Source organism: Amycolatopsis sp. NPDC005232 (genome assembly GCF_040607795.1).
Taxonomy (GTDB): Bacteria; Actinomycetota; Actinomycetes; order Mycobacteriales; family Pseudonocardiaceae; genus Amycolatopsis.
Genome location: NZ_JBEXHL010000008.1, coordinates 298,154 through 318,357 on the forward strand (window position 1 = coordinate 298,154; position 20,204 = coordinate 318,357).

General features: G+C 69.6%; 22 protein-coding genes and 1 pseudogene. 18 read left to right on the plus strand and 5 right to left on the minus strand.

Annotation, left to right across the window (positions count from 1 at the left end; genetic code table 11):
• Positions 1 to 14 precede the first annotated feature (14 nt).
• The 6 genes from ABZU76_RS18380 (at position 15) to ABZU76_RS18405 (ending at position 6,655) form a co-directional block, all read left to right on the plus strand.
• Positions 15 to 1,184: a Xaa-Pro peptidase family protein gene (locus ABZU76_RS18380; RefSeq protein WP_354870751.1), complete on the plus strand. Its 1,170-nt coding sequence runs from the start codon at positions 15 to 17 to the stop codon at positions 1,182 to 1,184.
• A 51-nt stretch (positions 1,185 to 1,235) separates the two neighbouring features.
• Positions 1,236 to 2,306, plus strand: a complete 1,071-nt coding sequence (locus ABZU76_RS18385) for an alcohol dehydrogenase catalytic domain-containing protein (protein ID WP_354870753.1) — start codon at positions 1,236 to 1,238, stop codon at positions 2,304 to 2,306.
• Positions 2,303 to 3,136: an SDR family NAD(P)-dependent oxidoreductase gene (locus ABZU76_RS18390; RefSeq protein ID WP_354870755.1), complete on the plus strand. Its 834-nt coding sequence runs from the start codon at positions 2,303 to 2,305 to the stop codon at positions 3,134 to 3,136. The genes ABZU76_RS18385 and ABZU76_RS18390 overlap by 4 nt, the downstream gene beginning before the upstream one ends.
• The gene (locus tag ABZU76_RS18395; RefSeq protein WP_354870757.1) at positions 3,133 to 3,909 is read left to right on the plus strand and encodes an aldolase/citrate lyase family protein; all 777 of its coding nucleotides are present in this window, start codon (positions 3,133 to 3,135) and stop codon (positions 3,907 to 3,909) included. Before ABZU76_RS18390 ends, ABZU76_RS18395 begins: the two co-directional genes overlap by 4 nt.
• Before the next feature lie 248 nt (positions 3,910 to 4,157).
• Entirely contained in the window at positions 4,158 to 6,149 is a 1,992-nt protein-coding gene (ligD, locus tag ABZU76_RS18400) for a DNA ligase D (RefSeq protein ID WP_354870759.1), read from the plus strand.
• A gap of 113 nt (positions 6,150 to 6,262) precedes the next feature.
• Positions 6,263 to 6,655, plus strand: a complete 393-nt coding sequence (locus ABZU76_RS18405; protein ID WP_354870761.1) for an ANTAR domain-containing protein — start codon at positions 6,263 to 6,265, stop codon at positions 6,653 to 6,655.
• A 122-nt stretch (positions 6,656 to 6,777) separates the two neighbouring features.
• Here the strand turns inward: ABZU76_RS18405 and ABZU76_RS18410 are convergent, their stop codons facing one another.
• Positions 6,778 to 7,506, minus strand: coding sequence for a TetR/AcrR family transcriptional regulator (locus ABZU76_RS18410; protein ID WP_354870763.1), 729 nt, complete (start codon positions 7,504 to 7,506; stop codon positions 6,778 to 6,780).
• Positions 7,507 to 7,594: 88 nt separating this feature from the next.
• Here ABZU76_RS18410 and ABZU76_RS18415 point away from each other — a divergent pair, with 88 nt between their 5' ends.
• The 4 genes from ABZU76_RS18415 (at position 7,595) to ABZU76_RS18430 (ending at position 10,808) form a co-directional block, all read left to right on the plus strand.
• Positions 7,595 to 8,455 carry an SDR family oxidoreductase gene (locus tag ABZU76_RS18415; RefSeq protein WP_354870766.1) on the plus strand — a complete coding sequence of 287 codons (861 nt, stop codon included), beginning with the start codon at positions 7,595 to 7,597 and terminating at the stop codon, positions 8,453 to 8,455.
• Between the two features lie 150 nt (positions 8,456 to 8,605).
• Positions 8,606 to 8,782, plus strand: a complete 177-nt coding sequence (locus ABZU76_RS18420) for a hypothetical protein (RefSeq protein ID WP_354870769.1) — start codon at positions 8,606 to 8,608, stop codon at positions 8,780 to 8,782.
• Between the two features lie 349 nt (positions 8,783 to 9,131).
• Entirely contained in the window at positions 9,132 to 9,458 is a 327-nt protein-coding gene (locus tag ABZU76_RS18425) for a GMC family oxidoreductase (RefSeq protein WP_354870873.1), read from the plus strand.
• A gap of 159 nt (positions 9,459 to 9,617) precedes the next feature.
• Entirely contained in the window at positions 9,618 to 10,808 is a 1,191-nt protein-coding gene (locus ABZU76_RS18430) for an acyl-CoA dehydrogenase family protein (protein ID WP_354870772.1), read from the plus strand.
• Positions 10,809 to 10,852: 44 nt separating this feature from the next.
• Here ABZU76_RS18430 and ABZU76_RS18435 read toward each other — a convergent pair whose 3' ends face one another.
• Both ABZU76_RS18435 and ABZU76_RS18440 read right to left on the minus strand, forming a co-directional pair.
• Complete coding sequence (locus ABZU76_RS18435) at positions 10,853 to 11,011, minus strand: hypothetical protein (RefSeq protein WP_354870774.1); 159 nt, start codon at positions 11,009 to 11,011, stop codon at positions 10,853 to 10,855.
• Between the two features lie 587 nt (positions 11,012 to 11,598).
• Positions 11,599 to 11,727, minus strand: a pseudogene (locus ABZU76_RS18440) (IS630 family transposase); the annotation flags it as partial.
• Between the two features lie 670 nt (positions 11,728 to 12,397).
• On the opposite strand from ABZU76_RS18440, the gene ABZU76_RS18445 reads away from it, so the two are divergent.
• The 3 genes from ABZU76_RS18445 to ABZU76_RS18455 all read left to right on the plus strand — a co-directional run bounded on the left by ABZU76_RS18445 (position 12,398) and on the right by ABZU76_RS18455 (position 13,900).
• A complete protein-coding gene (locus ABZU76_RS18445; RefSeq protein WP_354870776.1) occupies positions 12,398 to 12,796 on the plus strand; it encodes a hypothetical protein in 399 nt (132 codons plus the stop codon).
• Positions 12,797 to 12,866: 70 nt separating this feature from the next.
• Entirely contained in the window at positions 12,867 to 13,355 is a 489-nt protein-coding gene (locus tag ABZU76_RS18450; protein ID WP_354870778.1) for a hypothetical protein, read from the plus strand.
• A 281-nt stretch (positions 13,356 to 13,636) separates the two neighbouring features.
• The gene (locus ABZU76_RS18455) at positions 13,637 to 13,900 is read left to right on the plus strand and encodes a hypothetical protein (RefSeq protein WP_354870781.1); all 264 of its coding nucleotides are present in this window, start codon (positions 13,637 to 13,639) and stop codon (positions 13,898 to 13,900) included.
• A 236-nt stretch (positions 13,901 to 14,136) separates the two neighbouring features.
• Here the strand turns inward: ABZU76_RS18455 and ABZU76_RS18460 are convergent, their stop codons facing one another.
• Positions 14,137 to 15,567, minus strand: a complete 1,431-nt coding sequence (locus ABZU76_RS18460) for a PucR family transcriptional regulator (protein ID WP_354870783.1) — start codon at positions 15,565 to 15,567, stop codon at positions 14,137 to 14,139.
• 96 nt (positions 15,568 to 15,663) lie between these two features.
• On the opposite strand from ABZU76_RS18460, the gene pxpA reads away from it, so the two are divergent.
• From pxpA to ABZU76_RS18485, 5 genes are read left to right on the plus strand one after another with little or no spacing between them, the layout of a single operon-like run.
• Positions 15,664 to 16,386 carry a 5-oxoprolinase subunit PxpA gene (gene pxpA / locus ABZU76_RS18465; protein ID WP_354870786.1) on the plus strand — a complete coding sequence of 241 codons (723 nt, stop codon included), beginning with the start codon at positions 15,664 to 15,666 and terminating at the stop codon, positions 16,384 to 16,386.
• 11 nt (positions 16,387 to 16,397) lie between these two features.
• The gene (locus tag ABZU76_RS18470) at positions 16,398 to 16,634 is read left to right on the plus strand and encodes an acetyl-CoA carboxylase (protein WP_220240282.1); all 237 of its coding nucleotides are present in this window, start codon (positions 16,398 to 16,400) and stop codon (positions 16,632 to 16,634) included.
• 3 nt (positions 16,635 to 16,637) lie between these two features.
• Positions 16,638 to 17,987: an acetyl-CoA carboxylase biotin carboxylase subunit gene (locus ABZU76_RS18475; RefSeq protein WP_354870788.1), complete on the plus strand. Its 1,350-nt coding sequence runs from the start codon at positions 16,638 to 16,640 to the stop codon at positions 17,985 to 17,987.
• Positions 17,984 to 18,889: a carboxyltransferase domain-containing protein gene (locus tag ABZU76_RS18480; RefSeq protein WP_354870790.1), complete on the plus strand. Its 906-nt coding sequence runs from the start codon at positions 17,984 to 17,986 to the stop codon at positions 18,887 to 18,889. The genes ABZU76_RS18475 and ABZU76_RS18480 overlap by 4 nt, the downstream gene beginning before the upstream one ends.
• Positions 18,879 to 19,859, plus strand: coding sequence for a biotin-dependent carboxyltransferase family protein (locus ABZU76_RS18485; RefSeq protein ID WP_354870792.1), 981 nt, complete (start codon positions 18,879 to 18,881; stop codon positions 19,857 to 19,859). Before ABZU76_RS18480 ends, ABZU76_RS18485 begins: the two co-directional genes overlap by 11 nt.
• A 10-nt stretch (positions 19,860 to 19,869) precedes the next feature.
• Here ABZU76_RS18485 and ABZU76_RS18490 read toward each other — a convergent pair whose 3' ends face one another.
• Positions 19,870 to 20,109 (minus strand): hypothetical protein, encoded by a 240-nt coding sequence (locus ABZU76_RS18490; RefSeq protein WP_354870795.1) that lies wholly within the window; start codon positions 20,107 to 20,109, stop codon positions 19,870 to 19,872.
• Positions 20,110 to 20,204: the final 95 nt, after the last annotated feature.

Below are 20,204 nucleotides of genomic sequence, written 5' to 3' on the forward strand. Positions count from 1 at the left end.
GACAGGAGGCCTACGTGAACCCCCCTTTTGATCACCGGCACCTCGACGAGCTCATGGAGAGCGCCGGGCTCGACGCGCTGCTGGTGACCTCGAAGCACAACGTCCAGTACCTGCTGGGCGGGCACCGGTTCTTCTTCTTCGACTACATGGACGCCATCGGGGTCAGCCGGTACCTGCCAGTGCTGGTGTACATCCGCGGCGAGCTGGACGCGACGCGCTACGTCGGCAACGCCATGGAATCGTGGCAGCTCGACAATGACCCGGTGTGGGTGTCCGACCTGGACACGAGCACGTGGCGCGCCCAGGACGCCATCGAGGTCGCCCTCACGCACCTGCGCCGGGTTCTTCCGGGGCAGGCCGTGGTCGGCATCGAAGGATCGTTCCTTCCGGTCGAGGCGTACCAGCGGCTGGTCGTCGAATCGTCTGTGACGCTGCGGGACAGTCAGTTCGTGCTGGAACGCTTGCGTGCGGTGAAGAGGCTGGACGAGCTGAAGCTGCTCGAAGAAGCGTCCGACGCCATCGTGGACTCGATGCGGGCAACCTTCGACGTGCACGGGGTGGGATCCACGAAACGCGAGATCGTGCAGACACTGCGCCAGGAGCAAACCCGCCTCGGAATGACCTTCGAGTACTGCCTGGTGAGCATGGGAGCCAGCCACAACCGCGCGCCGTCGAAGGCGAGCTGGGCACCCGGTGAGGTCCTGTGCCTGGATTCAGGCGGCAACGTCGGCGGCTACATCGGCGACCTCGCGCGCATGGCCGTGCTCGGCGAACCCGACCGCGAACTGGAGGATCTGCTGGCCGAGGTCGACGCGATCCAGCTGGTGGCGCGCGAGCCGATCGCGGACGGCGCGCTGGGTCAGGCGATCTTCGACCGGGCGGGCCAGGTTCTGGCCGCGAGCCCGCACCGGAACGTGACCACCTTCGTCGCCCACGGCATGGGATTGATCAGCCACGAGGCGCCGCGGCTCACCTCAACCGGGCCGGTGCCCTATCCCAACTTCGACGGCCCGCGCGCGCTGGAGGCCGGCATGGTCCTCTCGATCGAAACGACGATGCTGCACCCTCGGCGCGGATTCATCAAGCTCGAGGACACCGTGACCGTGACCGAGGACGGCCATCGCGCGTTCGGCGATCAGGTTCGCGGCTGGAACGTCGTGGATCTCGCTGCCACCCGTGTCTGAAGCCGTACCCCCGCAGCCGGCCACCTCGTCCGACCAGCAGAGGAGCACCCGATGACCGACACCCTGCCCGACACGATGCGCGCCGTCATCTTCCGAGGCGAGGGCGTATTGGCCCTGGAGCAGCACGCCGTACCCGTGATCACCGCACCCGACGACGTCATCATCAAGGTCGGCGCGGTCGGGATCTGCGGGTCGGACCTGCACGCCCTGCACACGCCGCCGACCCATCCCGGCCTGCCCGGCGTGATCTTCGGACATGAGTTCTGCGGCGAGATCGTCGCGGCCGGCCCGCAGGCGCGCGGGCTGTCGGTGGGCGATCGCGTGGCGGTGGACCAGAACCCGCCGTGCGGGCGCTGCGGCCCGTGTCGTGACGGGAACGGCAACTTCTGCGAGCCGTTGTTCGACAACCCCCACCTGGACATTCCGTGGCCCAACACTCCCGGGTTCTTCTGGGACGGCGGGATGGCCACCTACGTAAAGGTTCCCTCCTATTTCGCTTACCGCGTGACCGCCGACCTGCCCTACGAGCACGTCGTGCTCGCAGAACCGCTCGGCTGTGTCCTCAATGGAATCAACAAGGCCGGCGTCATGGTCGGCGACCGCGCGGTCGTCCTCGGCGGCGGCCCGATGGGCCTGCTCGCCGTCATCGCGCTCAAGCACTTCGGCGTGGAACAGGTCATCCTGGTCGAGCCGGCCGTCAAACGCGCCGCAGTGGCGAAACAGGCCGGTGCGGATGTGGTGCTCGACCCGACCAGCGTCGACGTGCGCGAGGAAGTCCTGGCCGCCACCGGCGGCCGCGGCGCGACGCTGGTGTTCGAGGCCGTCGGCTCGCAGCTGGACACCGCGGTCGACGTCGCGGCGGACCAGGCTCGGATCGTGGTAATGGGCATCAACAACAGCTACCGCGCGAACCTGTCCGCCATGACCGTGACGATCAAGGAGCTGCGCATCCTCGGCGCGTTTCTGATGCGCTACACCATGCGCGAGTCGCTCGACCTCATCCAGAGCGGCGAGCTCCCGCTCGAGCGCGTGGTGAGCCACGTGCTCCCGCTCTCGGACATCCACAAAGGACTCTCGCTGGCGCAGGCCGGCGAAGGACTGAAGATCGTCTTCAAGCCGTGACGGAGAAGGACAAGCCGACCATGGCCCACGACCAGACCGTCGTCGTCACCGGAGCGGCCTCGGGGATCGGCGCCGGCATCGCGCGCTCGGTGCACGAAGCCGGCTACCGCCTCGTGCTGGTCGACATCGACGAAGCCGGACCGGCCCGCGTCGCGGCGGAACTTGACGACGCCACCACCCTGACCGCCGACCTGACCGACCCCGCCTCGGCCACGCGGCTCACCGAGGCCGCCCGAGCGTCCCACGGCACCTGGGGCCTGGTGAACTGCGCGGGGATCTCGCTGATCAAGCACTTCCTCCACAACAGCGAACAGGAGTGGACGCGGATCCTCCGGGTGAACCTGGAGGGCACCATGCGCGCCACGCACGCCGTCGGCACGGTCCTCACCGAGAACGGCGGCGGCACGGTGGTGAACATCGCCTCCATCTCGGGCGTCGTCCCGGCGGCGTGGCAGGCGGCCTACGCGGCGTCCAAGGCCGGGCTGATCGGGTTCGGCACCGGGCTGGCGTTCGACTTCGGTCCCCTCGACATCACCGTCAACACCATCGCTCCCGGCATCGTGCGCACGCCGATTTGGGACCGGATCCTCGACGAGGACGCCGGCCGGACCGGCCTGCCGGCCGAAGAGGTCTTCGCCGAACACATCCGGCCCATCCCGCTGGGCCGGGCCCAGACCGCGGCGGAGATCGGCGCGCTCACCGTGTTCCTGCTCGGGCCGGGCGCCCGCAGCATTTCGGGCGAGACCATCAAGGTCACCGGCGGGATGACCATCGTGACGTTCGACTTCGCGAAGGCGGCTGCCGCGGTTCGGGCGGGGGTGGTGTCATGACCGCGCACTTCGCCTTGCAGCTCAAGGAAAAGCTGGCCTCCGACGGTCCGCTGCTGGGGACGTTCGCGGGGCTCGGCAGCCCGGTCGCAGTCGAGGTCGCGGCCGCGGCCGGCGCCGACTGGGTGCTGCTGGACCTCGAACACGGCGGGGGTTCCGAGGAACTGGTCGGGCCGTCAGTGACCGCTGCGGCGGCCTACGGGGTCCCGCTGATCGTCCGGACGGAAAGCGGTGACCGGCCACGAGCCGGGCGGGCGCTCGACGGCGGGGCTAGCGGCATCATGATCCCCCGGATCGGCGGGATCGCTGACACGCAGGACGCCCTGCGGATCCTTCGGTACCCGCCGGAGGGCGACCGCGGAGTGGCCACCTACAACCGCCAGGCCCGGTTCGGGCTGCGGCCCGAGGTGCTCGCCACGCGCAACGACGAGGTCGTGGGCGTGATCCAAGTCGAGACCGTCGGCGCGCTGCGCGACATCGACGCGATCGCCGCGACCGACGGCGTCGACGTGCTGTTCATCGGCCCGGTGGACCTCTCCTACGCGCTCGGCGTGCCGCTGGGCTTCACGTCGCCGGCGTTCCGCCAGGCCCTCGACACCGTGGCCGCCGCCGCGAAACGGCACGGGAAAACGGCGGGGATCATGGCGCCTTCGGCCGCCGCCGCGGCCGACTACCTGACGCGCGGGTTCCGGTTCCTGTCGCTCGCGTCCGACGCTTCTCTGCTCGCCAGAATCATGCACGACGCCTTCGCGTCGGTGAGGAAGGACCACCCGTGACCCCGGTGCAGCTCAACCACTGGATCGCCGGAGCGGCCGCGCCCGAATCCTGTTCACGTTCCGCGAGCTGCTGAACGCGCGGACGAAAGAGCTCACGGCCATCAGCCCTTCGCGCAGGGGCCGGCAGCCCAACCCCGATCCGATCACAGCCAGCCCTCCCAACTCAGTCGTTGACCAGGACAAACACAGCAAAGCTGGGCCGAACGGGTTACCGTCAGGAGGTCGCTGCGTGGGGACGGAGGGTCGGCATGGCTGCTCGCGACCGGTCTCGCGTCCCGGGCTGGGTCGAGCCGATGCTGGCCAAACCGGATGGTGGCCCGCTCCGCAGCGGGCCGGAGTGGGCCTATGAGTACAAGCTGGACGGCTACCGCGCGGCGATGCGGATCGCGCCGGACGGCACCACCGTGCTCACCAGCCGCAACGGCATCGACTTCACCGCCGAGTTCGCCGACCTCGCCACCGTGCTCGGACCCGCGTTGGACGGACGCTCCGCGGCGCTGGACGGCGAGGTTATCGTCTACGACGAAGACGGCCGAATCGACTTCGAGCTCATGCAGGAACGCCGCGGCCGCTACACCAAACACGCCGGCTCCCTCCGCCACGACGAACCGTTCGACGACCTGCCCGTCCGGTTCCTCGCCTTCGACCTGCTCCACCTCGACGGACGCAGCCTGCTGACCCTGCCCTACGACGAACGCCGCCGCCTCCTGACTGACCTGCCGATGCCCGACCGACGCCGGGTCGCCGTCGTGCCCGCGGTCACCTTCGACGAGCTCGACGCCGACCACCGCACCCCCGCCCACTTCCTCGCCGACGCCGCGCACGCCGGCTACGAAGGCGTCGTCGCGAAGCTGCGCACCTCCACCTACGTCCCCGGCCGCCGGCCGGACTCGTGGCTCAAGCACCCGTTCATCCAGACCCAAGAGGTCATCATCTGCGGCTGGCGCCCCGGCCAGCGCAGCTTCTCCGACACCCTCGGCGGCCTTCTCCTCGGCGCCCACGACCCCGACACCGGCGACCTCGTCTACATCGGCGACGTCGGCACCGGCTTCACCCAGACCGCCCGCACCGACCTCATGACCCAGCTCCAGCCCCTCGAACGCCGCACCCACCCGTTCGGCGCGACGCCACCACGGGAAGACACCACCCGCGCCCGATGGGTCGAGCCGCGCCTGGTCGGCGAGATCGTCTACCGCCAGTTCACCCGCGCCGGCCGCGTGCGCCACACCGCCTGGCGCGGCCTGCGCCAGGACAAGAAGCCCGCCGACGTCGTCGCGCCCAGACCGCTCCACCGCCACGAGCCGCCGGCACCGCCCCCTTCCGCCACCGAGCAGCTGGTACAAGTGGGCGATCGGCGGCTCAAGCTGTCCAACTTGGACAAGGTCCTCTACCCGGACGACGGCTTCACCAAAGGCGAGGTGATCAACTACTACGCCCGGATCGCACCGCTATTGCTCCCGCAGCTTGCCGGACGTCCGATCACCTTCATCCGCTACCCCGACGGCGTCGAAGGCGAAAGCTGGTTCGAGAAGAACCTCCCCCGCGGGGCTCCATCATGGCTGCGCACTGTCCAGCTGCCGAGCACCGGTTCGCGCAGCGGCCGCGGCCCCGGCACGATCAGCTACCCGCTGATCGACGATCTGCCGGGCCTGGTGTGGGCAGCCACCATGGCCGCCCTGGAACTCCACACTCCACAATGGACCGTCGATGCCGACGGGCAACGGCAGCTGCCGGACCGGCTCGTGTTCGATCTCGACCCCGGACCCGGCACCACCATCGTCGAATGCTGCCGGGTCGCCGAGCGACTGCGCGCCATCCTGACCGCGGACGGACTCACCCCCTTCGCCAAAACGTCAGGCTCGAAGGGAATGCAGCTGTACTGCGGAATCTTTACCGATCACGCAGTCGCTCCGGCCGCATATGCGAAAGAGCTGGCGCAGCAACTCGTTGAGGAGACACCTGAGACCGTCACCGCCGTGATGGCCAAAGCTCAGCGAAACGGAAAGGTTTTCATTGACTGGAGCCAAAATAGCCCTACCAAAACCACGATCGCCGCATACTCGCTGCGAGGTCGCGACCAGCCGACTGTCTCAACTCCGATCACGTGGGACGAAGTTTCCGCTTGCCGTCAGGCTCACCAGCTCGTGTTCACCGCTGATGACGTGCTGGATCGAGTCAACGAGGTCGGCGATCTCCTGCAACCTCTACCCAACACCACCGCGCCAGTGCCCAAGCGCTAGGCACGGGTGTGGGCCGCGAAGCTCGGACACACGTCGGCCGAGGCCGACCACCGGCAAACGGGACGAGCCTTGCCGAACTCCGTTTAGCTCACAGGCAGCTCAGATCCACGTCCGTGGAAGCGGCACGTTCCCCCGCTCGATCGTCGATACGCTGCGGTGCGGCCGCCCCATCGCCCACGCTGCCAGTTGGGCCGCGGTTCTGGACGCGATCGCCCAGCACGGCGCTTAACCTCTACTCCTCGCAGATCGACGCATTCGAGCAGGAGGACAGGCGTGCGTTCGCCACGCGCGCCGCGATCGCGCTGGCCGGCGCGCACACCGAGGCCAATCTGCACGCAACCCTCGAAAACCGCGACGTCATCGGCATGGCCAAGGGCATCCTGACGCAGCGCCACGACATCGGAGCCATCGAGGCTTTCCGCCTTCTCGTCGAGACGTCGCAGACCACCAACATGAAGCTCCACCAGATCGCCGCATGGCTCGTCGAGCACCGCCCGGCGCTGTAGATCGACGCCGCCGAACCAACGATCGCGAGCATGCCGGCGGTGAAGCCCCTCCGTCGGCGCTCGCTGTGACCAGCTGCTCGCGCGGCCGCAGGCGGCCACCTTCAAGAGCGACGGAGGCGAGCTCACGCCTGCGGCGCGCTGCGGTCCATCGCTAGACGGGCAAGCCACTCGAGCAGCAGACGCTGCTCGGCGTCACTCAGGACGTCGGCGTCGTCGGGAAGGGCGGCGCGCAGCGCGCGGGCCGCCGGGGCGGGGCCGGGCTCACCGGCGGAGATCGTCGGTTCGGCGCGGGTGACGGCCGCGACCATGGACTCGCGGAGCACGGTCAGCAATGTCGGATTGCGGCGCTCTGCCGGAGTCGAGTTCCAGGTGATGACCGCGCCTTGGCCGGTGGCCTGGATGATCTGAGCGGCCAGGTCCTCGTCAACCCGGAGCCATCCCCCGGCCGCCAGTCTGCGCACCCGGCCACGGAGGATCTCGAGGCCGGCACGGTGCGCCACGTCCGACATGCGGCCAGTGGCCCTGTTCATCACGGCGAACAACTCGGGGCGCGAGACGCCGAACTCCACCACCATGTCCCAGCCGCGACGCAGCTCCTCCACCGGATCCTCGGGCGCAGGGTCGAGCGACACGCGCTTGCTCTCCAGGAACTGCGCATAGCCCTGCTCGGCGACTGCTTCCAACAGCCCCTCCTTGTCGCCGAAGTGGCGGTAGATCGCCGGCGGCTGCATCCCGGCCGCGGCAGCGACTGCGCGGGTACTCACCGCGTCCGGCCCGCCACTCTCCAGCAGCTCGATGGCCGCCCCAACGATGCGATGGCGAGGGCTGTCGGTGGCGTCTCGGGCAGTCATGAATCGATGATATCGGATACTTGCTTCCACTGATAGTTTCGATGATACTGTTACAACGATTCCACTGGAAACAGCGTCGGGAGAACCCATGATCATCGTCACCGGAGCCAACGGAAAGCTTGGCCGCCTGACCGTCGAGCACCTCCTGAAGCGCGTTCCCGCCAAGCGGGTCGGCGTCAGCGTCCGCGACCCCCTCAAGGCCCAAGATCTCGCCGACCGTGGCGTCCGTGTCCGGCAGGGCAGCTTCGACGACCCCGCGTCCCTCGCGCACGCCTTTGAGGGCGCCGAGCAACTGCTCCTCGTGTCCCTCGACCGCACAGGCGAGGAGTGCGTCACCGGCCACCGCACCGCCATCGACGCCGCCGTGCAGGCCGGCGTCGGCCGCATCCTCTACACCAGCCAGATGGGCGCCGCCCACAAATCTCTCTTCCAGGCATGTCGCGACCACGCCGAAACCGAGGACCTGTTGCACGCCACCGGCCTGCCCTGGACCGCGCTGCGAAACGGCTTCTACGCGGCCAGCGCCCTGCAGTTCCTCGAGTCTGCCCGCCACACCGGCGACATCGCCCTCCCCGCCGACGGCCCCGTCGCCTGGACCGGCCACGACGACCTCGCCGAGGCCACGGCAGCGATCCTCACCGACGATGGCCGCTTCGAGGGGCCCACCCCACCGCTCACCGGCCCGGCTGCGCTCGATTTCGACGCCAGCGCCGAGATCGCGGCCCAAACGACCGGACGACCCTTCACCCGCACCGTCGTCCTCGACGACGCCTTCCGCGAGCAGGCCTTGGCCCACGGCGCCCCCGCCCCGATCGCCGACCTCATGCTGAGCATCTTCGCGGCGGCACGGAACGACGAGTTCGCCGCCGTCAACACGACCCTGGCCGAACTGATCGGCCGACAGCCCGCCACCTTTCGCACACTGCTGGAGCGCGCCTGGGCCGAATAGAGCCGGTGGGCGCGCACCCGCTGCCCAGCGCGCCCCCCTCGGGCCGCTACCCCGCACATCCCGCCTGCTCGACCGGGCGCGGATCAACGGCATCGGCGACGCGATCACCCGTTGGAACACACGCCGCGTCGCTGCAACGCGTTCCGCCCCGTGAACACCGGATTCGGCTCCATTGAACCTGACAACTACCAGCGGGAGCTCACCCAGCTCGTCGTCGCCATCGCCGCAGGTGAGACGACCGTGCCGCATCCGATCCCACTCGCCGAGGCCAAGGAGACTTGGGCTGACGAGGACTCACCCAGGGAGCGCGCCGTCATCATCCTTTGAAACACACGTCCTGACGCGCCGGCGCGCCGGTTCCTCGAGGCGTCCGTCTTTGTCAGCGCGCGACAGGCGCGCTCCGCACTGGTGTGATCCGTACGGCGGGCTATCGCATCGTTCCATAACGGAACAGAACGGAATCACGCTGTAGCGGCTGTAGGCAAACTTCTCGTGATCCTCGGTGCGATCGTCCTTCTCGTCGGCTGCGGCGCTCGGCCGTCCGCACCGGCGCCGGAGACACCCACGGCTCCGCCGCGGAACATCACCGTGGAGCCGGCGGAGCGGACCCACCTTGCGGCCCTGCTGCACCAGATAGACCCTGGGCTGGTCGCGCACCTTGATCGCGCGATCGACAATGGCGGACACATGTGCGAGGACCTCGCGGAGGGGGCGAGGACCACGCGACCGTGGTCAAGAACGCGGCCTCACCCGGCATGCCGGCCCGCACTGGCACATGACCGGAACGGCGCGCATGGGTTCCGGCGCCTTGTCAGTCGTCGATCCTGGGCTGGCGGTTCAGGGCGTCGGAAATCTTTTTGTCGTCGACGCGTCGGTGATGCCCACGATCCCACGGGCGAACACGCACGCCACCACGATCGCCATCGCCGAGCGTGCTGCGGAGCTGTTGCCCTGGCGTAGTCGGGACAGCCGGCAATGGGTCCCTGCCGCCCCTCGCACTTGACCCGAGACCGTCTTGCCCTCGCCGGGGATCGCGTGCGAGCAGGAGTGTCCACTTTGTACCGTTCCGGGTTGTATCCTGCGACACCCACTGAACCGTTCGTCGCGCCGGCGCGTGATACTGAGTGAGTGATCATCCGCAAGCCGGGGCGTAGGGGGAACTGTGACTGAGAGCGAAACAAGGCAACAGATCGTCGATTCAGCGCGCACCGATCTGCCGGCCGCCGCGGCCACGTTGGCTCCCCGGCTCCGCGAACGGGCGCGAGAGGCGGCGGAGAACGGGACGCTGCAGGCCGATGTCGTCGAGCTCCTCGAAGCGGCGGGGATGTTCCGGCTCGGGCTCCCGCGCGGCCTCGGCGGGTTCGAGGCCGACCCGGCAACGCTCATCCGTACCGCCGAGACCCTCGCGTACGCTGATGGTTCCGCCGCCTGGGCGACGATGACCGGAAACAGTTCGATGTTCTTCGCGTGGCTCGACCAGGACGTCGCGGCTCGCCTGCTCGACGGCCGCGCAGGGGCGCCGGTCTCCTCGTCGTTCGCTCCGTCAGGCCAGGGGATCATCGTGGACGGTGGCTACCGGCTTTCGGGCCGGTGGTCGTATGTGAGCGGGTCCCCGCACGCCACCCTGATCTCGCTGGGCTTCGTCGTGGTCGGTGAGGACGGGGCGCCCCAGATGGCCGACGGCCGGCCCGTGATGCGCTGGGCGGTGGTCGCGGCGAGTGAGCTCCAGGTCGTGCCCACGTGGACTGGTGCGGCGGGGCTGGGCGGTTCCGGCAGCCACGACGTGGTAGTCGAGGACGTGCTCGTTCCCGCCGAGCGCACCCTGATGCCGTTTTTCGAGCCACCGCGGGTCGACGGCGCGCTGTACCGCTTGCCGTTCTTCACCGGCGTCCGTTCGCTGCTGGTGGGCATTCCCCTCGGCGTCGCCAGGCGAGCCCTCGACGAACTGATCGAACTGGGCCGGCACAAGACTCGTGAGATGGCACCCTTGATCCAGGATCAGGACCTGCAGATTCGGGTGGCCGGCGCGGAGGCCGGCCTGCGCGCCGCCCGTGGTTACGTGCTCGAGACCGCCGACCGTACTTGGTCCGTCGTGAGCGCAGGGGACGAGGTGCCGCTGCCGTTGCGGACCGACACCACGCTGGCCGCGCAGTTCGCGATGAGTAGCGCGGTCCAGGCGGTCAACCTGGCTTTCGAGATCGCCGGCGTTTCAGCGGCGCTCGCCGGCGATGTGATCCAGCGGTGCTGGCGCGATGTGAACGTCGCGAGCCAGCACATCGCATTTTCCCGGTCCCGCTGGCGAGGTGCCGGTCAAGCGCTGCTCGGTGTGGAGCTGGATCCCTTCTACCTCTGACCGGGCCCTGGCGACTCAGCCGCGTCCGGTGGGCGTGGGTCGGATCAGCTCCAGACGACCTTGAACGCGACATCGTCAGCCCGTACACCTCCATCGAGCACGTGGCCCGCGGCCGGACTTGATGAGTCGCCCTGGCCGTGCTGGGTGCCGCCGGCGAAGGCGCTGCCACCACCCAGCGCCAGCGGCCGGGGACTGATCGCCAACTATTACTCGCGGCAGCGGCCGATCACTCCGCAGCTCGCCGGCGATCGCTGAATCGGCTCCAGGCCAAGGCGGCAGCTGTCCAACCCCGATGTTCTCCTTACCCAGCACGGGATTTGCTCGACGTGCCGGCCAGCCCCAGTGATGCGCCTCCGGATCAGGGCTTGAGTTGGGAATCAGGTCAGCGGTGGTCAAGGTGGCCGCGCTGTATTCAAGGCCGGTGTCGGTGTCGCCGTCGGCGAGCCTGATCGCGTCGTCCAGGGCGATGTCCGCCAGGCCGGATACTCGGCGATCGCGTGGTGGACGTTTGGCCGATGTCCGACCTGCAGCATTTCTTTCGGGACGATCGCACTGAACGGACGGAACCGCGTGGTGTGCCCGGCGGCGGTGACCACCGCCGTCCAGCCCACGTGCCTCATTTGATACCTCCTGTGACGTCGCCGAGGATGCGGGGGCAAGAGCACCAACCGGGTTCCGCACGCCGAAGCTCACCACGATGCACGGCACACCGCCTTCTTCAGGAAAGCCAGGAACGCCGCGGCGTCACGGAACGGGGCGCACTCGCCCACAACGTGGCCAGTTCCGACGTCTTCTCGTCGATCGACAGCACCACGGCACCACCGAGCGGTTCGTGGTACAACCCGACGATGTCGGCGACTTTGTCCGCGAACTCGGGGTCCTTGCTGACTTTGAACGTGCCCTGCCGAGAGGGCTTGATGTCGTTTTCCCTCCACAGTTTCGCCACATAGTGATACGACACCGACACACCCTCGGTTCGGGTGATGAACGCGGCCATCTCCCGCGACGACCAAAATCCGGCTGCGCATGGGAAACACCTGCCGCACACAGGTTTTCCGCCCAATGGTGGAGTCATGGAAACGGACTCGACCTACCTGAGCGGGTCCCCAAAATCGCACCCACCTCGGTGGTGATCATCCTCGACGAGCTGGACAAGATCGCCTCGGCGGAGGTGGCGCAGGACTTCGTCAACGAGGTCAAGGGGCTGTTCACCCTCGATGCACCCGGGTTCTTGTGCTTGATCTCCGTGTCCGAGGACGCACTGGCTTCGTTCGAGCGGCGTGGTTTGCCGGTGTGGGATTCCTTCGATAGCGCTTTCGACCACATCTTCCGGCTGGAGTACTTGAAACTGCCGGACTCGCGGCGAGTACTGCAAGGCCGCGTGCTGCAGCTCCCCGACGCGTTCGGGTGCCTGTGCCACTACCTGTTCGTCGGCCTGCCCCGAGAACTCGTCCACGTGGCGCGCCAGATGGTCACCGCTTCGGGCTCGCGCGCGGACGTCGCGCGCCGACTGGTCGACGAGGAGTTGCGCGACAAGCGCGGAGCCCTGCGCCACGGTGGTGGCCCGCCGAACGTACGACGACGTCCTCGTGAGCGACCTCGTTCGCCACATCGACGCACACGCGATCGCCGACCAGCCGGCACTGGTACACGCCGCGGCGCACCCTCCGATCACGACCGTCGCGACAGCCGACACCGCGCCGTTGCATCGGCTGCAAGTGGCAACGCTCGGTCACCTCTACTTCCTGGGCACCGTGCTGGAGGTGTTCGGGCCCGACTTCTCCCCGACCGACCTCGAACGAGGGAAAACCGAAGGCGACGCGTCGTTCGACACTCTCACCTCGGCGCAGCAGCGGTTTCCCGTCAACGCCCGGCTGGCCTGGCTGACGGTCAGCGCCTTCCGACAGGCCTGGAATTTCGCCGTTGTGCCGCCGCCTGATCTTCGGAGCGGCGCTGCCGCAGGCCTAGCGGTCGAAATCGGGGCATAGCGGACGGGGCGTGGTCACGGTTGCGCACAACCGTTGACCCAGCACTGAGTCGGCCTGTTTGATTCCGATCGTGCGTCGAAGAGAGCTGGTCACCGCTGGGGTCGCGGCCGTGGCGGGTGGAGCGGTTGTCGCGGTGGTGATGGGATTCAGCGGCGGATCGGTGGCGCCGCAGCCGGTCGCGCCCGTTGTGGTGGCGAAGCCGACGCCGCCGGTCGTGGTGCCGAGTCCGGTGGTGCCGGCGGTGCAGCCCGGCGCGAGTTCGTCGAGCGCCGCGCCCGCCGTCCACGTCGCCGCCGCGCCGGTGACCAAGTCGCACGCGGTGGCCCAGGCGCCCGCGAGCGACGAGGCGCCGTCGGATCGGGTCCGGGATCGCGTCTACCAGCAGCCGCTCAACGCGCGGCCGCAGGGACAGGTGACAGGCCCGGGCATCGTTCCGCAGAACGGCACGAAGACCAAGGACACCGGCCCGTCCGACGAACCGGTGACGACGCCGACGCCGTTGCCCAATCCAGCGGCCACTCCGCCGACGTTCACCCCGCCGGTGCAGCCGGGTCCGTGAAGCCGCCATCCGAGCGCCTGCCTGCACCGCGACCGGAAATCGGTAGCCGCGGCGCAAGACGTCGGTGGAGTTCACCTCGACGAGCGAGTCGTGCCCTAGGTTCGCAACGGTGTGCGTGAACGCCAGGTGGTCGTCGTCGTAGAAGCGGACGGAGCCTTGGGCGAGACTGCCATCAGCAGGGCGGCGGCCGCCGCGAAGACGGAGGCGCTCAGCCGCGCTTCCCAGCCGAGGGACAGCGCCATCGACGGTGCGAACACCAGCAGCAGCCTGACGTTGTCGTCTTGCAGTCGGGGTTGCCCGAGCGGGCGGTGCCGCTGGCGTTCGTGGGGCCGCCGTTCCGGTCGGACAAGCTGCGGCGGCTCGTACTCCGCACCGAGCAACGCGCGGCCGGTCACCCGCCGGCCGACCGCGAGAGCATGGACGTCACGGGCCTGCTCGACGAACCCCTCGCGATCGACGCACCGCCGACCCGGTGTGGGCCGAGTTCTGGTGGCGACCTGCGCGAGGACCACCCGGCGCCGCACTCGTGGAGGTCGGGGACGTGAACGAAGAGCTGCCAGGGCGGGCACCTTGACCACCGCGGCGGCGCCGAGCCACTTCCCGCGGTCCGGCGTCGCGTACGTGTCCCTCACCGGGCTTTCCGCCGAGTCGCGCCGCGCTGGCGTGGCACGCCGACGAGACCGACCCGGTCTGCCACGCGTTCATCGAAGCCGCGCGGGAAGTGGCCGCGCGCAGCTGAGTGCCCAAACCGGGCAGGCGCGGCTGTGCACGCGGCACAAGCTCACGCCAGCCGCAGGGCCATCAGCAGCGTCGCACGGACGTGCCCGTCCTGCAGGTCGAGCACGAGCAGCTCCCGGATCCGCTTCAGCCGGTACGCGAGCGTGTTGCGGTGGATGAACAGCTCGGCGCAGATCGCCGGTGTCGCGCCGCTGTGGCGCAGGTACGCCTCGAGCGTGGTCAGCAGCTCCTCCGATCGCGCGAGCGGCGCGACGAGCCGCTGGGCCAGGCTGATCGCGCCGGGGTGGCGCAGCGTGTCGACCACCGCGTCGAAGTCCAGCTGCGGCGCGGCGCGCACGCCGGACGGACCCAGCGCGCGCCGGCACATCCGCAGCACGAGGCCGAGTTCCGCGGCGTTCTCCGCGGTCGCGACCACCGCGGACACCGACCGCGCCTGCCCGAGCGCCGCGCGCGCCGCCGACAGCAACTGGGCGGGCTCCAGCGACTCGCTCTGCAGCAGGATCGTCGAGAGGTCCGGCTCCTCGACGAACCGCATCGCCGAGAACTCCCCCGCCAGGATCACGCGAGCACGCCACGACACCGACCGCAGATACGTCGTGGACATCCCCGCTTCGGCTTGCAGCACGACAACGCCCGTGCGCTGGTACGGCTCCAGCTCGGCGTCGCGGGCCAGCGCGACCAGATCGGCCGTCGGCACGGCATCGTTGCCGTAGACGGCTTCGGTCAGCCGGCCCGCGTTGCGCGAGTGCGCGACGCCCGCGGAACCGAGTGTGGTGCTGAGCTGCATCGACACGACGGCGGCGACGGGCGCGAGCAGCGTCCGGATCGTGGTCTGCGCATCGGTTTCCTCGACGACCAGCCGGAAGCGGTCGCGGTTGCTGCCCGGCAGCGTGAACTCCGTACGCGCCGCGAGCGCGCCCTCGCCACCCGCCGCGAGTAATGTCGCGCCGGTCGAGTCCTGAATGGACACCCGAGCGCCGACGACCTCGCTGATGCGGTGCAACACGTCCTGCATCGTGCCCTGATCCGCCGCGATGCGCGTGCAGTCGTCGGCCAGCTCCGAACCACGGCGCAGGGCTTCGTAGCGCTCGGCCGAAAGGCGGTCCTGCACGTCGCGCTGGACGAGCACGAACGGCACCTGGTCCGGGATCACCAGCAGTGGCACCCCGCGGTTCTCGCACGCGACCACGAGCCCTTCCGGCAGCGCCGCGTGCGCCGGCCCTAGCCCGAACGCAAGCGCCGCGATGGGCACGTTCGCGAGCCGTTCCACGTAGGCGTCCCAAATCCGGACGTCCGTGACGTTCAAGGCCATCCCGGACGTCAGCATCAGCGCGCCCGGGGTGAGGAACGGCGACGGGTCGATCGACTCGGTCGGCGCGCACCACGTGATCGGCCTCGCCAGGGCGCCGGGCGGGCCTTCGACGCGGATGTCGATGCGGCGCTCGGGATCTTCGAGCATATCGGCAACACGCATCCGGGCAGCGTAGAGCACTCAGCACAACCCAGCCCAGACGATTAGGTCACTCTGACCAATGTGCCCGCCACCACATCCTGCCTACTGTTACCCACCATGACCGCGACCCTGAATTCCGACATGGGCGAAGGACTCGGCCTGCACAGCTTCGGCAACGACGAAGCGCTCCTCGTCCTCGTCGACGTGATCAACCTGGCCTGCGGCTTCCACGCGGGCGATCCCGACGTCATGAACGCGACCGTCGCCGCCGCCGTCGCGCACGACGTCCGCATCGGCGCGCACCCCGGGCTGCCCGACCTGACCGGCTTCGGCCGGCGCCGCATGGTCCTGACTTCCGAAGAGGTCGAGTCGATCGTGCTGTACCAGGTGGGGGCGCTCACGGCGTTCCTGACCAAGCACGGCGCCCCGCTCAACCACGTCAAACCCCACGGCGCGCTCTACGGCATGCTCGCCGGCGATCCCGAGCTCATGGCCGGTGCGGCCCGCGCGGCGAAGGTCTTCGGCGTACCGTTCTTCGGCATCGCCGGCACCGCGCACGAGACGGTGTGCGCCGAGCTCGGCGTGCCGTTCGTGGCCGAGCTCTACGTCGACCTGAACTACGACGACGAGGGCAACCTGATCATCCTCCGCCGTCCCGGGCGCACCGACCCGGCCGCTGCGGCCGAGCGCGTCGGCCGCGCGCTGAAGGGCCGGCCCGTGCTGTCGGTCGGCGGCGCGGAGCTGGACATCCGCTTCGACAGCGTCTGCGTGCACTCCGATGCCCCCAACTCCCCCGAGGTCGCCGCGGCCGTGCGCGCCGTGCTCGACGAGAACCAGTGAAAGGCAGGTCCGTGTCCGACATCCTCTCTCCGCTTCCCGGCATCTTCTACACGCGTCCGGGGCCCGACAAGGAGCCGTTCGTGCAGCCCGGCGACCGCATCGAGGCCGGCGCCGCCGTCGGCATCGTCGAGGTGATGAAGCAGTTCACCGAGATCCGCGCGGAGACGGCGGGCACGGTCAAGTCGATCAACGTCGTGGACGGGGGCACGGTGACACCCGGCGAGGTCCTCGTCGTGGTGGAGGACTGACGCGTGCGCAAGCTCCTCATCGCCAACCGCGGCGAGATCGCCGTCCGGATCATGCGCACCGCCCGCGAGCTGGGCCTCACCACCGTCGCCGTGTGCAGTGAAGCGGATCGCGATTCGCTTGCGGCGCGGACCGCCGACGAAGCCGTGGTGATCGGCCCGCCGCCGGCCCGCGACAGCTACCTCGACCAGGACGCCGTGCTGAAGGCGGCGCGCGACACCGGCGCCGACGCCGTGCACCCCGGTTTCGGTTTCCTGTCCGAGAACGCCGCTTTCGCGCAGGCCGTGCTCGACGCCGGGTTCACGTGGGTCGGCCCAGCGCCCTACGCGATCCGGCTCATGGGCGACAAGGTCGCCGCCCGCGAAGCCGCTCGCAAGGCGGGGGTGCCGGTGCTGGCCGGTTCCGGCGGACCGCTCGACCCGGACGCCGACCCGCTCGCAGTCGCCCGCGAGGTCGGTTTCCCGTTGGTGCTCAAGGCGTCCGCGGGTGGCGGCGGCCGGGGCATCCGGCTCGTCACCGATCCGACCGACTTCCTCTCCGCGCTCGACCTCACGCGGTCCGAGGCGCGGGCGAGCTTCGGCGACGACACGATGTACCTGGAGCGGTTCGTCGAACGCGCGCGCCACGTCGAGGTGCAGGTGCTCGGCGACGGCGAACGCGTGATCCACCTCGGCGACCGCGACTGCTCGATGCAGCGCCGCTCGCAGAAGGTGCTCGAGGAGGCCCCCGCGCCCGACCTGCCCGACGAGGTCCGCGAACGGATCCGCCACTCGTCGATCGATCTCGCGCAGGCCTGCCACTACCGCGGGGTCGGCACGGTCGAGTTCCTGTACGACCCGGTGCGCCGTGAAGCGGCGTTCATCGAGATGAACACGCGCCTGCAGGTCGAGCACCCCGTGACCGAGCTCGTGACGGGCATCGACCTCGTCGAGCAGCAGCTGCGGATCGCCCGCGGCGAACCGCTCGGCCTGGCCCAGGACGACGTCACGTTCACCGGGCACGCCTTCGAATCGCGCATCAACGCCGAAGACCCCGACCGCGGGTTCATGCCGAGCCCCGGCACGGTCGAAACCCTGACGTGGCCGTCCGGCGCGCGGGTGGACAGCGGGGTCGAGGCGGGTGACGCGGTGACGCCGTACTACGACTCGATGATCGCCAAGCTGATCGTGCACGGCCCCGACCGCGCCGCAGCGATGGCGCGGATGACCGAGGCGCTGCGCGGCGCCGAGATCACCGGGATCGCGACGACGATCAGCCTGCACCTGACCCTGTTCGCGCGGCCCGAGTTCGCCGCGGTCGAGCACCACACGAAGTTCATCGAAACGGCTCCCGGACTGCTGAAGGAGACGGCGTGAGCGCACCGCAGACCCTGCCCGCCCAGGCCCGCTACACGTGGGGCGGCGACGAGTTCCTGTTCGTCGAGATCGCGGAGGAGATGAGCCTGCCGGGGAACCTGCGGGCCATGGGCATCGCACGCGCGCTGGCCGCGAAGTCCCTCGACGGCGTGGTCGACATCTGCCCGGCCAACGCGTCGCTGCTCATCCGCTTCGACCCCGACGTGGTGGCGCCGGCCGACCTGGAGACCACCGTCCGGGAGCTGGAAACCGAGACGCAGCGGCAAAGCAGCACCGTGCTGTCGACCCGGATCATCGAAGTCCCCGTGTGGTACGACGATCCGTACACCCGCGAGGTCGGCGCGCGGTTTCGCGAGGGGTACCACCAGGACCCGAGTGGCAATGACCTCGACTACGCGGCGCGGATCAACGACCTCGACGGCGCGGCCGAGTTCATCCGGCGCCACCACACGAACCCGTGGATCGTCTCGATGGTCGGGTTCGTCGCCGGCCTGCCGTTCCTGTTCCAGCTGGTCGGCCGCGACAAACAGCTGGAGGTGCCAAAGTACCTAAGCCCGCGCACGGACACCCCGAAGCTGACCGTGGGTCACGGCGGGTGCTTCGCCTGCATCTACTCCGTGCGCGGCGCGGGCGGTTACCAGATGTTCGGCATCGCGGCGGCGCCGATCTTCGACCCGGCGCAGAAGCTGGCCGACTTCGCCGATTCCATGGTGTTCTTCCGGCCCGGCGACGTCGTGAAGTTCACGCCGGTGTCCGAAGAGGAGTACCGCGCGATCGAAGCCGAAGTGGCAGCAGGCACGTTCCGCTACCGGATCGTGCCCGTCGAGTTCGACACCGAGCGGGCCGTCGCCGACCCAGAGGCCTACAACGCCACCCTGCTGGAGGTGCTCCGTGGCAAGTGAGCGCGCGATCGAGATCAGCCAGCCCGGGCTGGCGACGACCGTCCAGGACCGCGGCCGCATCCGCTACTACGACCTGGGCATCCCGCAGGGCGGGGCGCTCGACCAATACTCGGCCGAGCTGGCCAACGCGTTGGTGGGCAACCGCGACGGCGAGGCGCTGCTCGAGTGCACCTACCTCGGCCCGGTCCTGCGCGCCCACGGCTCGCTGGAGGTCGCGGTGACCGGCGCGCCGGTGCCGGTAAAGGTCAACGGCGAGGAACGTCCTCAGTGGACCCGCCTGGCACTGGCCGACGGCGACGAGCTGTCCTTCGGTTACATCGGCGGCGGCTCCCGCTACTTCCTCGCGTTCTCCGGTGGCATCGACGTGCCCGCAGTGCTGGGCAGCCGCTCGACGTACCTGCTCGGCGCCCTCGGCGGGTTCCGAGGGCGGAAGCTGGAGCCGGGGGACGTGGTGCCGATCGGCGCGCCGGCGAACCCGCCGCCCGGCGACACCGTCGCCGAGGAACACCGGCCGGTTTTCGGCCCGCAGCAACAGGTCCGCGTGATGTTGGGGCTCTACGACCACCGCCTCACCGAACGCGGCCTCGCCAGTCTGACCGAGCAGGAGTGGACGCTCACCCCGGTCGCCGACCGCGCCGGCCTGCGCTACGACGGCCCCGGCGTCGAGTGGCGCGAACGCGTGCAGCCCTTCGGCGCCGGCTCCGACCCGTCGAACATCGTCGACGCCGGTTACGCTGTGGGCTCCATCCAGATCCCCGGCGGCACGCAACCCATCATCCTGCACCGCGACGCCGTCTCCGGTGGCGGCTACGCGATGGTGGCCACGGTGATCAGCGCCGACATGGACGTCGTGGCCCGCGCCGCGCCGGGCACGAAAACCCGCTTCGTCCCCGTCGACCTCGACACCGCGCTGGTCGCCCGCAAGGACCGCGCGCAGCGCCTCGCGGCGGCGATCAGCTCGCTCGGCTGAGCGCCTCGGGTCACGAGCGGACCCGCCGTTCTGGGCGGACCAGCGACACGGCCGTGTCGACCGCTGCGGCCACGTCGTCATCCGGCGGGCAGAGCAGGGACCGGCCGACGATCAGGCCGCGGACGCCGGGCTGCGCGAGAGCGGCGCGCCAGGATTCGTAGGTCTCCGCGGGCTCGGTGGCCGGCTCGCCGCCGAGCAGCAGGGTCGGGAGCGTGGTCGCGGCCATCACGCGGTCCATCTCGTTGATCACGGGCAGTTTCAGCCACGTGTACGCACTGGACGCGCCAAGCCCCTGTGCGATGTGGACGGAGCGGACCACAGCTTCGGGCGAGACTTGATCCGCGT

Excerpts from the sequence above, each read along its gene's own strand:
- ABZU76_RS18385 (WP_354870753.1), top strand. The coding sequence starts at position 1,236 with ATGACCGACACCCTGCCCGACACGATGCGCGCCGTCATCTTCCGAGGC.
- ABZU76_RS18395 (WP_354870757.1), top strand. The coding sequence starts at position 3,133 with ATGACCGCGCACTTCGCCTTGCAGCTCAAGGAAAAGCTGGCCTCCGAC.
- ligD (WP_354870759.1), top strand. The coding sequence starts at position 4,158 with ATGGCTGCTCGCGACCGGTCTCGCGTCCCGGGCTGGGTCGAGCCGATG.
- ABZU76_RS18410 (WP_354870763.1), bottom strand. The coding sequence starts at position 7,506 with ATGACTGCCCGAGACGCCACCGACAGCCCTCGCCATCGCATCGTTGGG.
- ABZU76_RS18415 (WP_354870766.1), top strand. The coding sequence starts at position 7,595 with ATGATCATCGTCACCGGAGCCAACGGAAAGCTTGGCCGCCTGACCGTC.
- ABZU76_RS18425 (WP_354870873.1), top strand. The coding sequence starts at position 9,132 with ATGGCGGACACATGTGCGAGGACCTCGCGGAGGGGGCGAGGACCACGC.
- ABZU76_RS18460 (WP_354870783.1), bottom strand. The coding sequence starts at position 15,567 with ATGCGTGTTGCCGATATGCTCGAAGATCCCGAGCGCCGCATCGACATC.
- pxpA (WP_354870786.1), top strand. The coding sequence starts at position 15,664 with ATGACCGCGACCCTGAATTCCGACATGGGCGAAGGACTCGGCCTGCAC.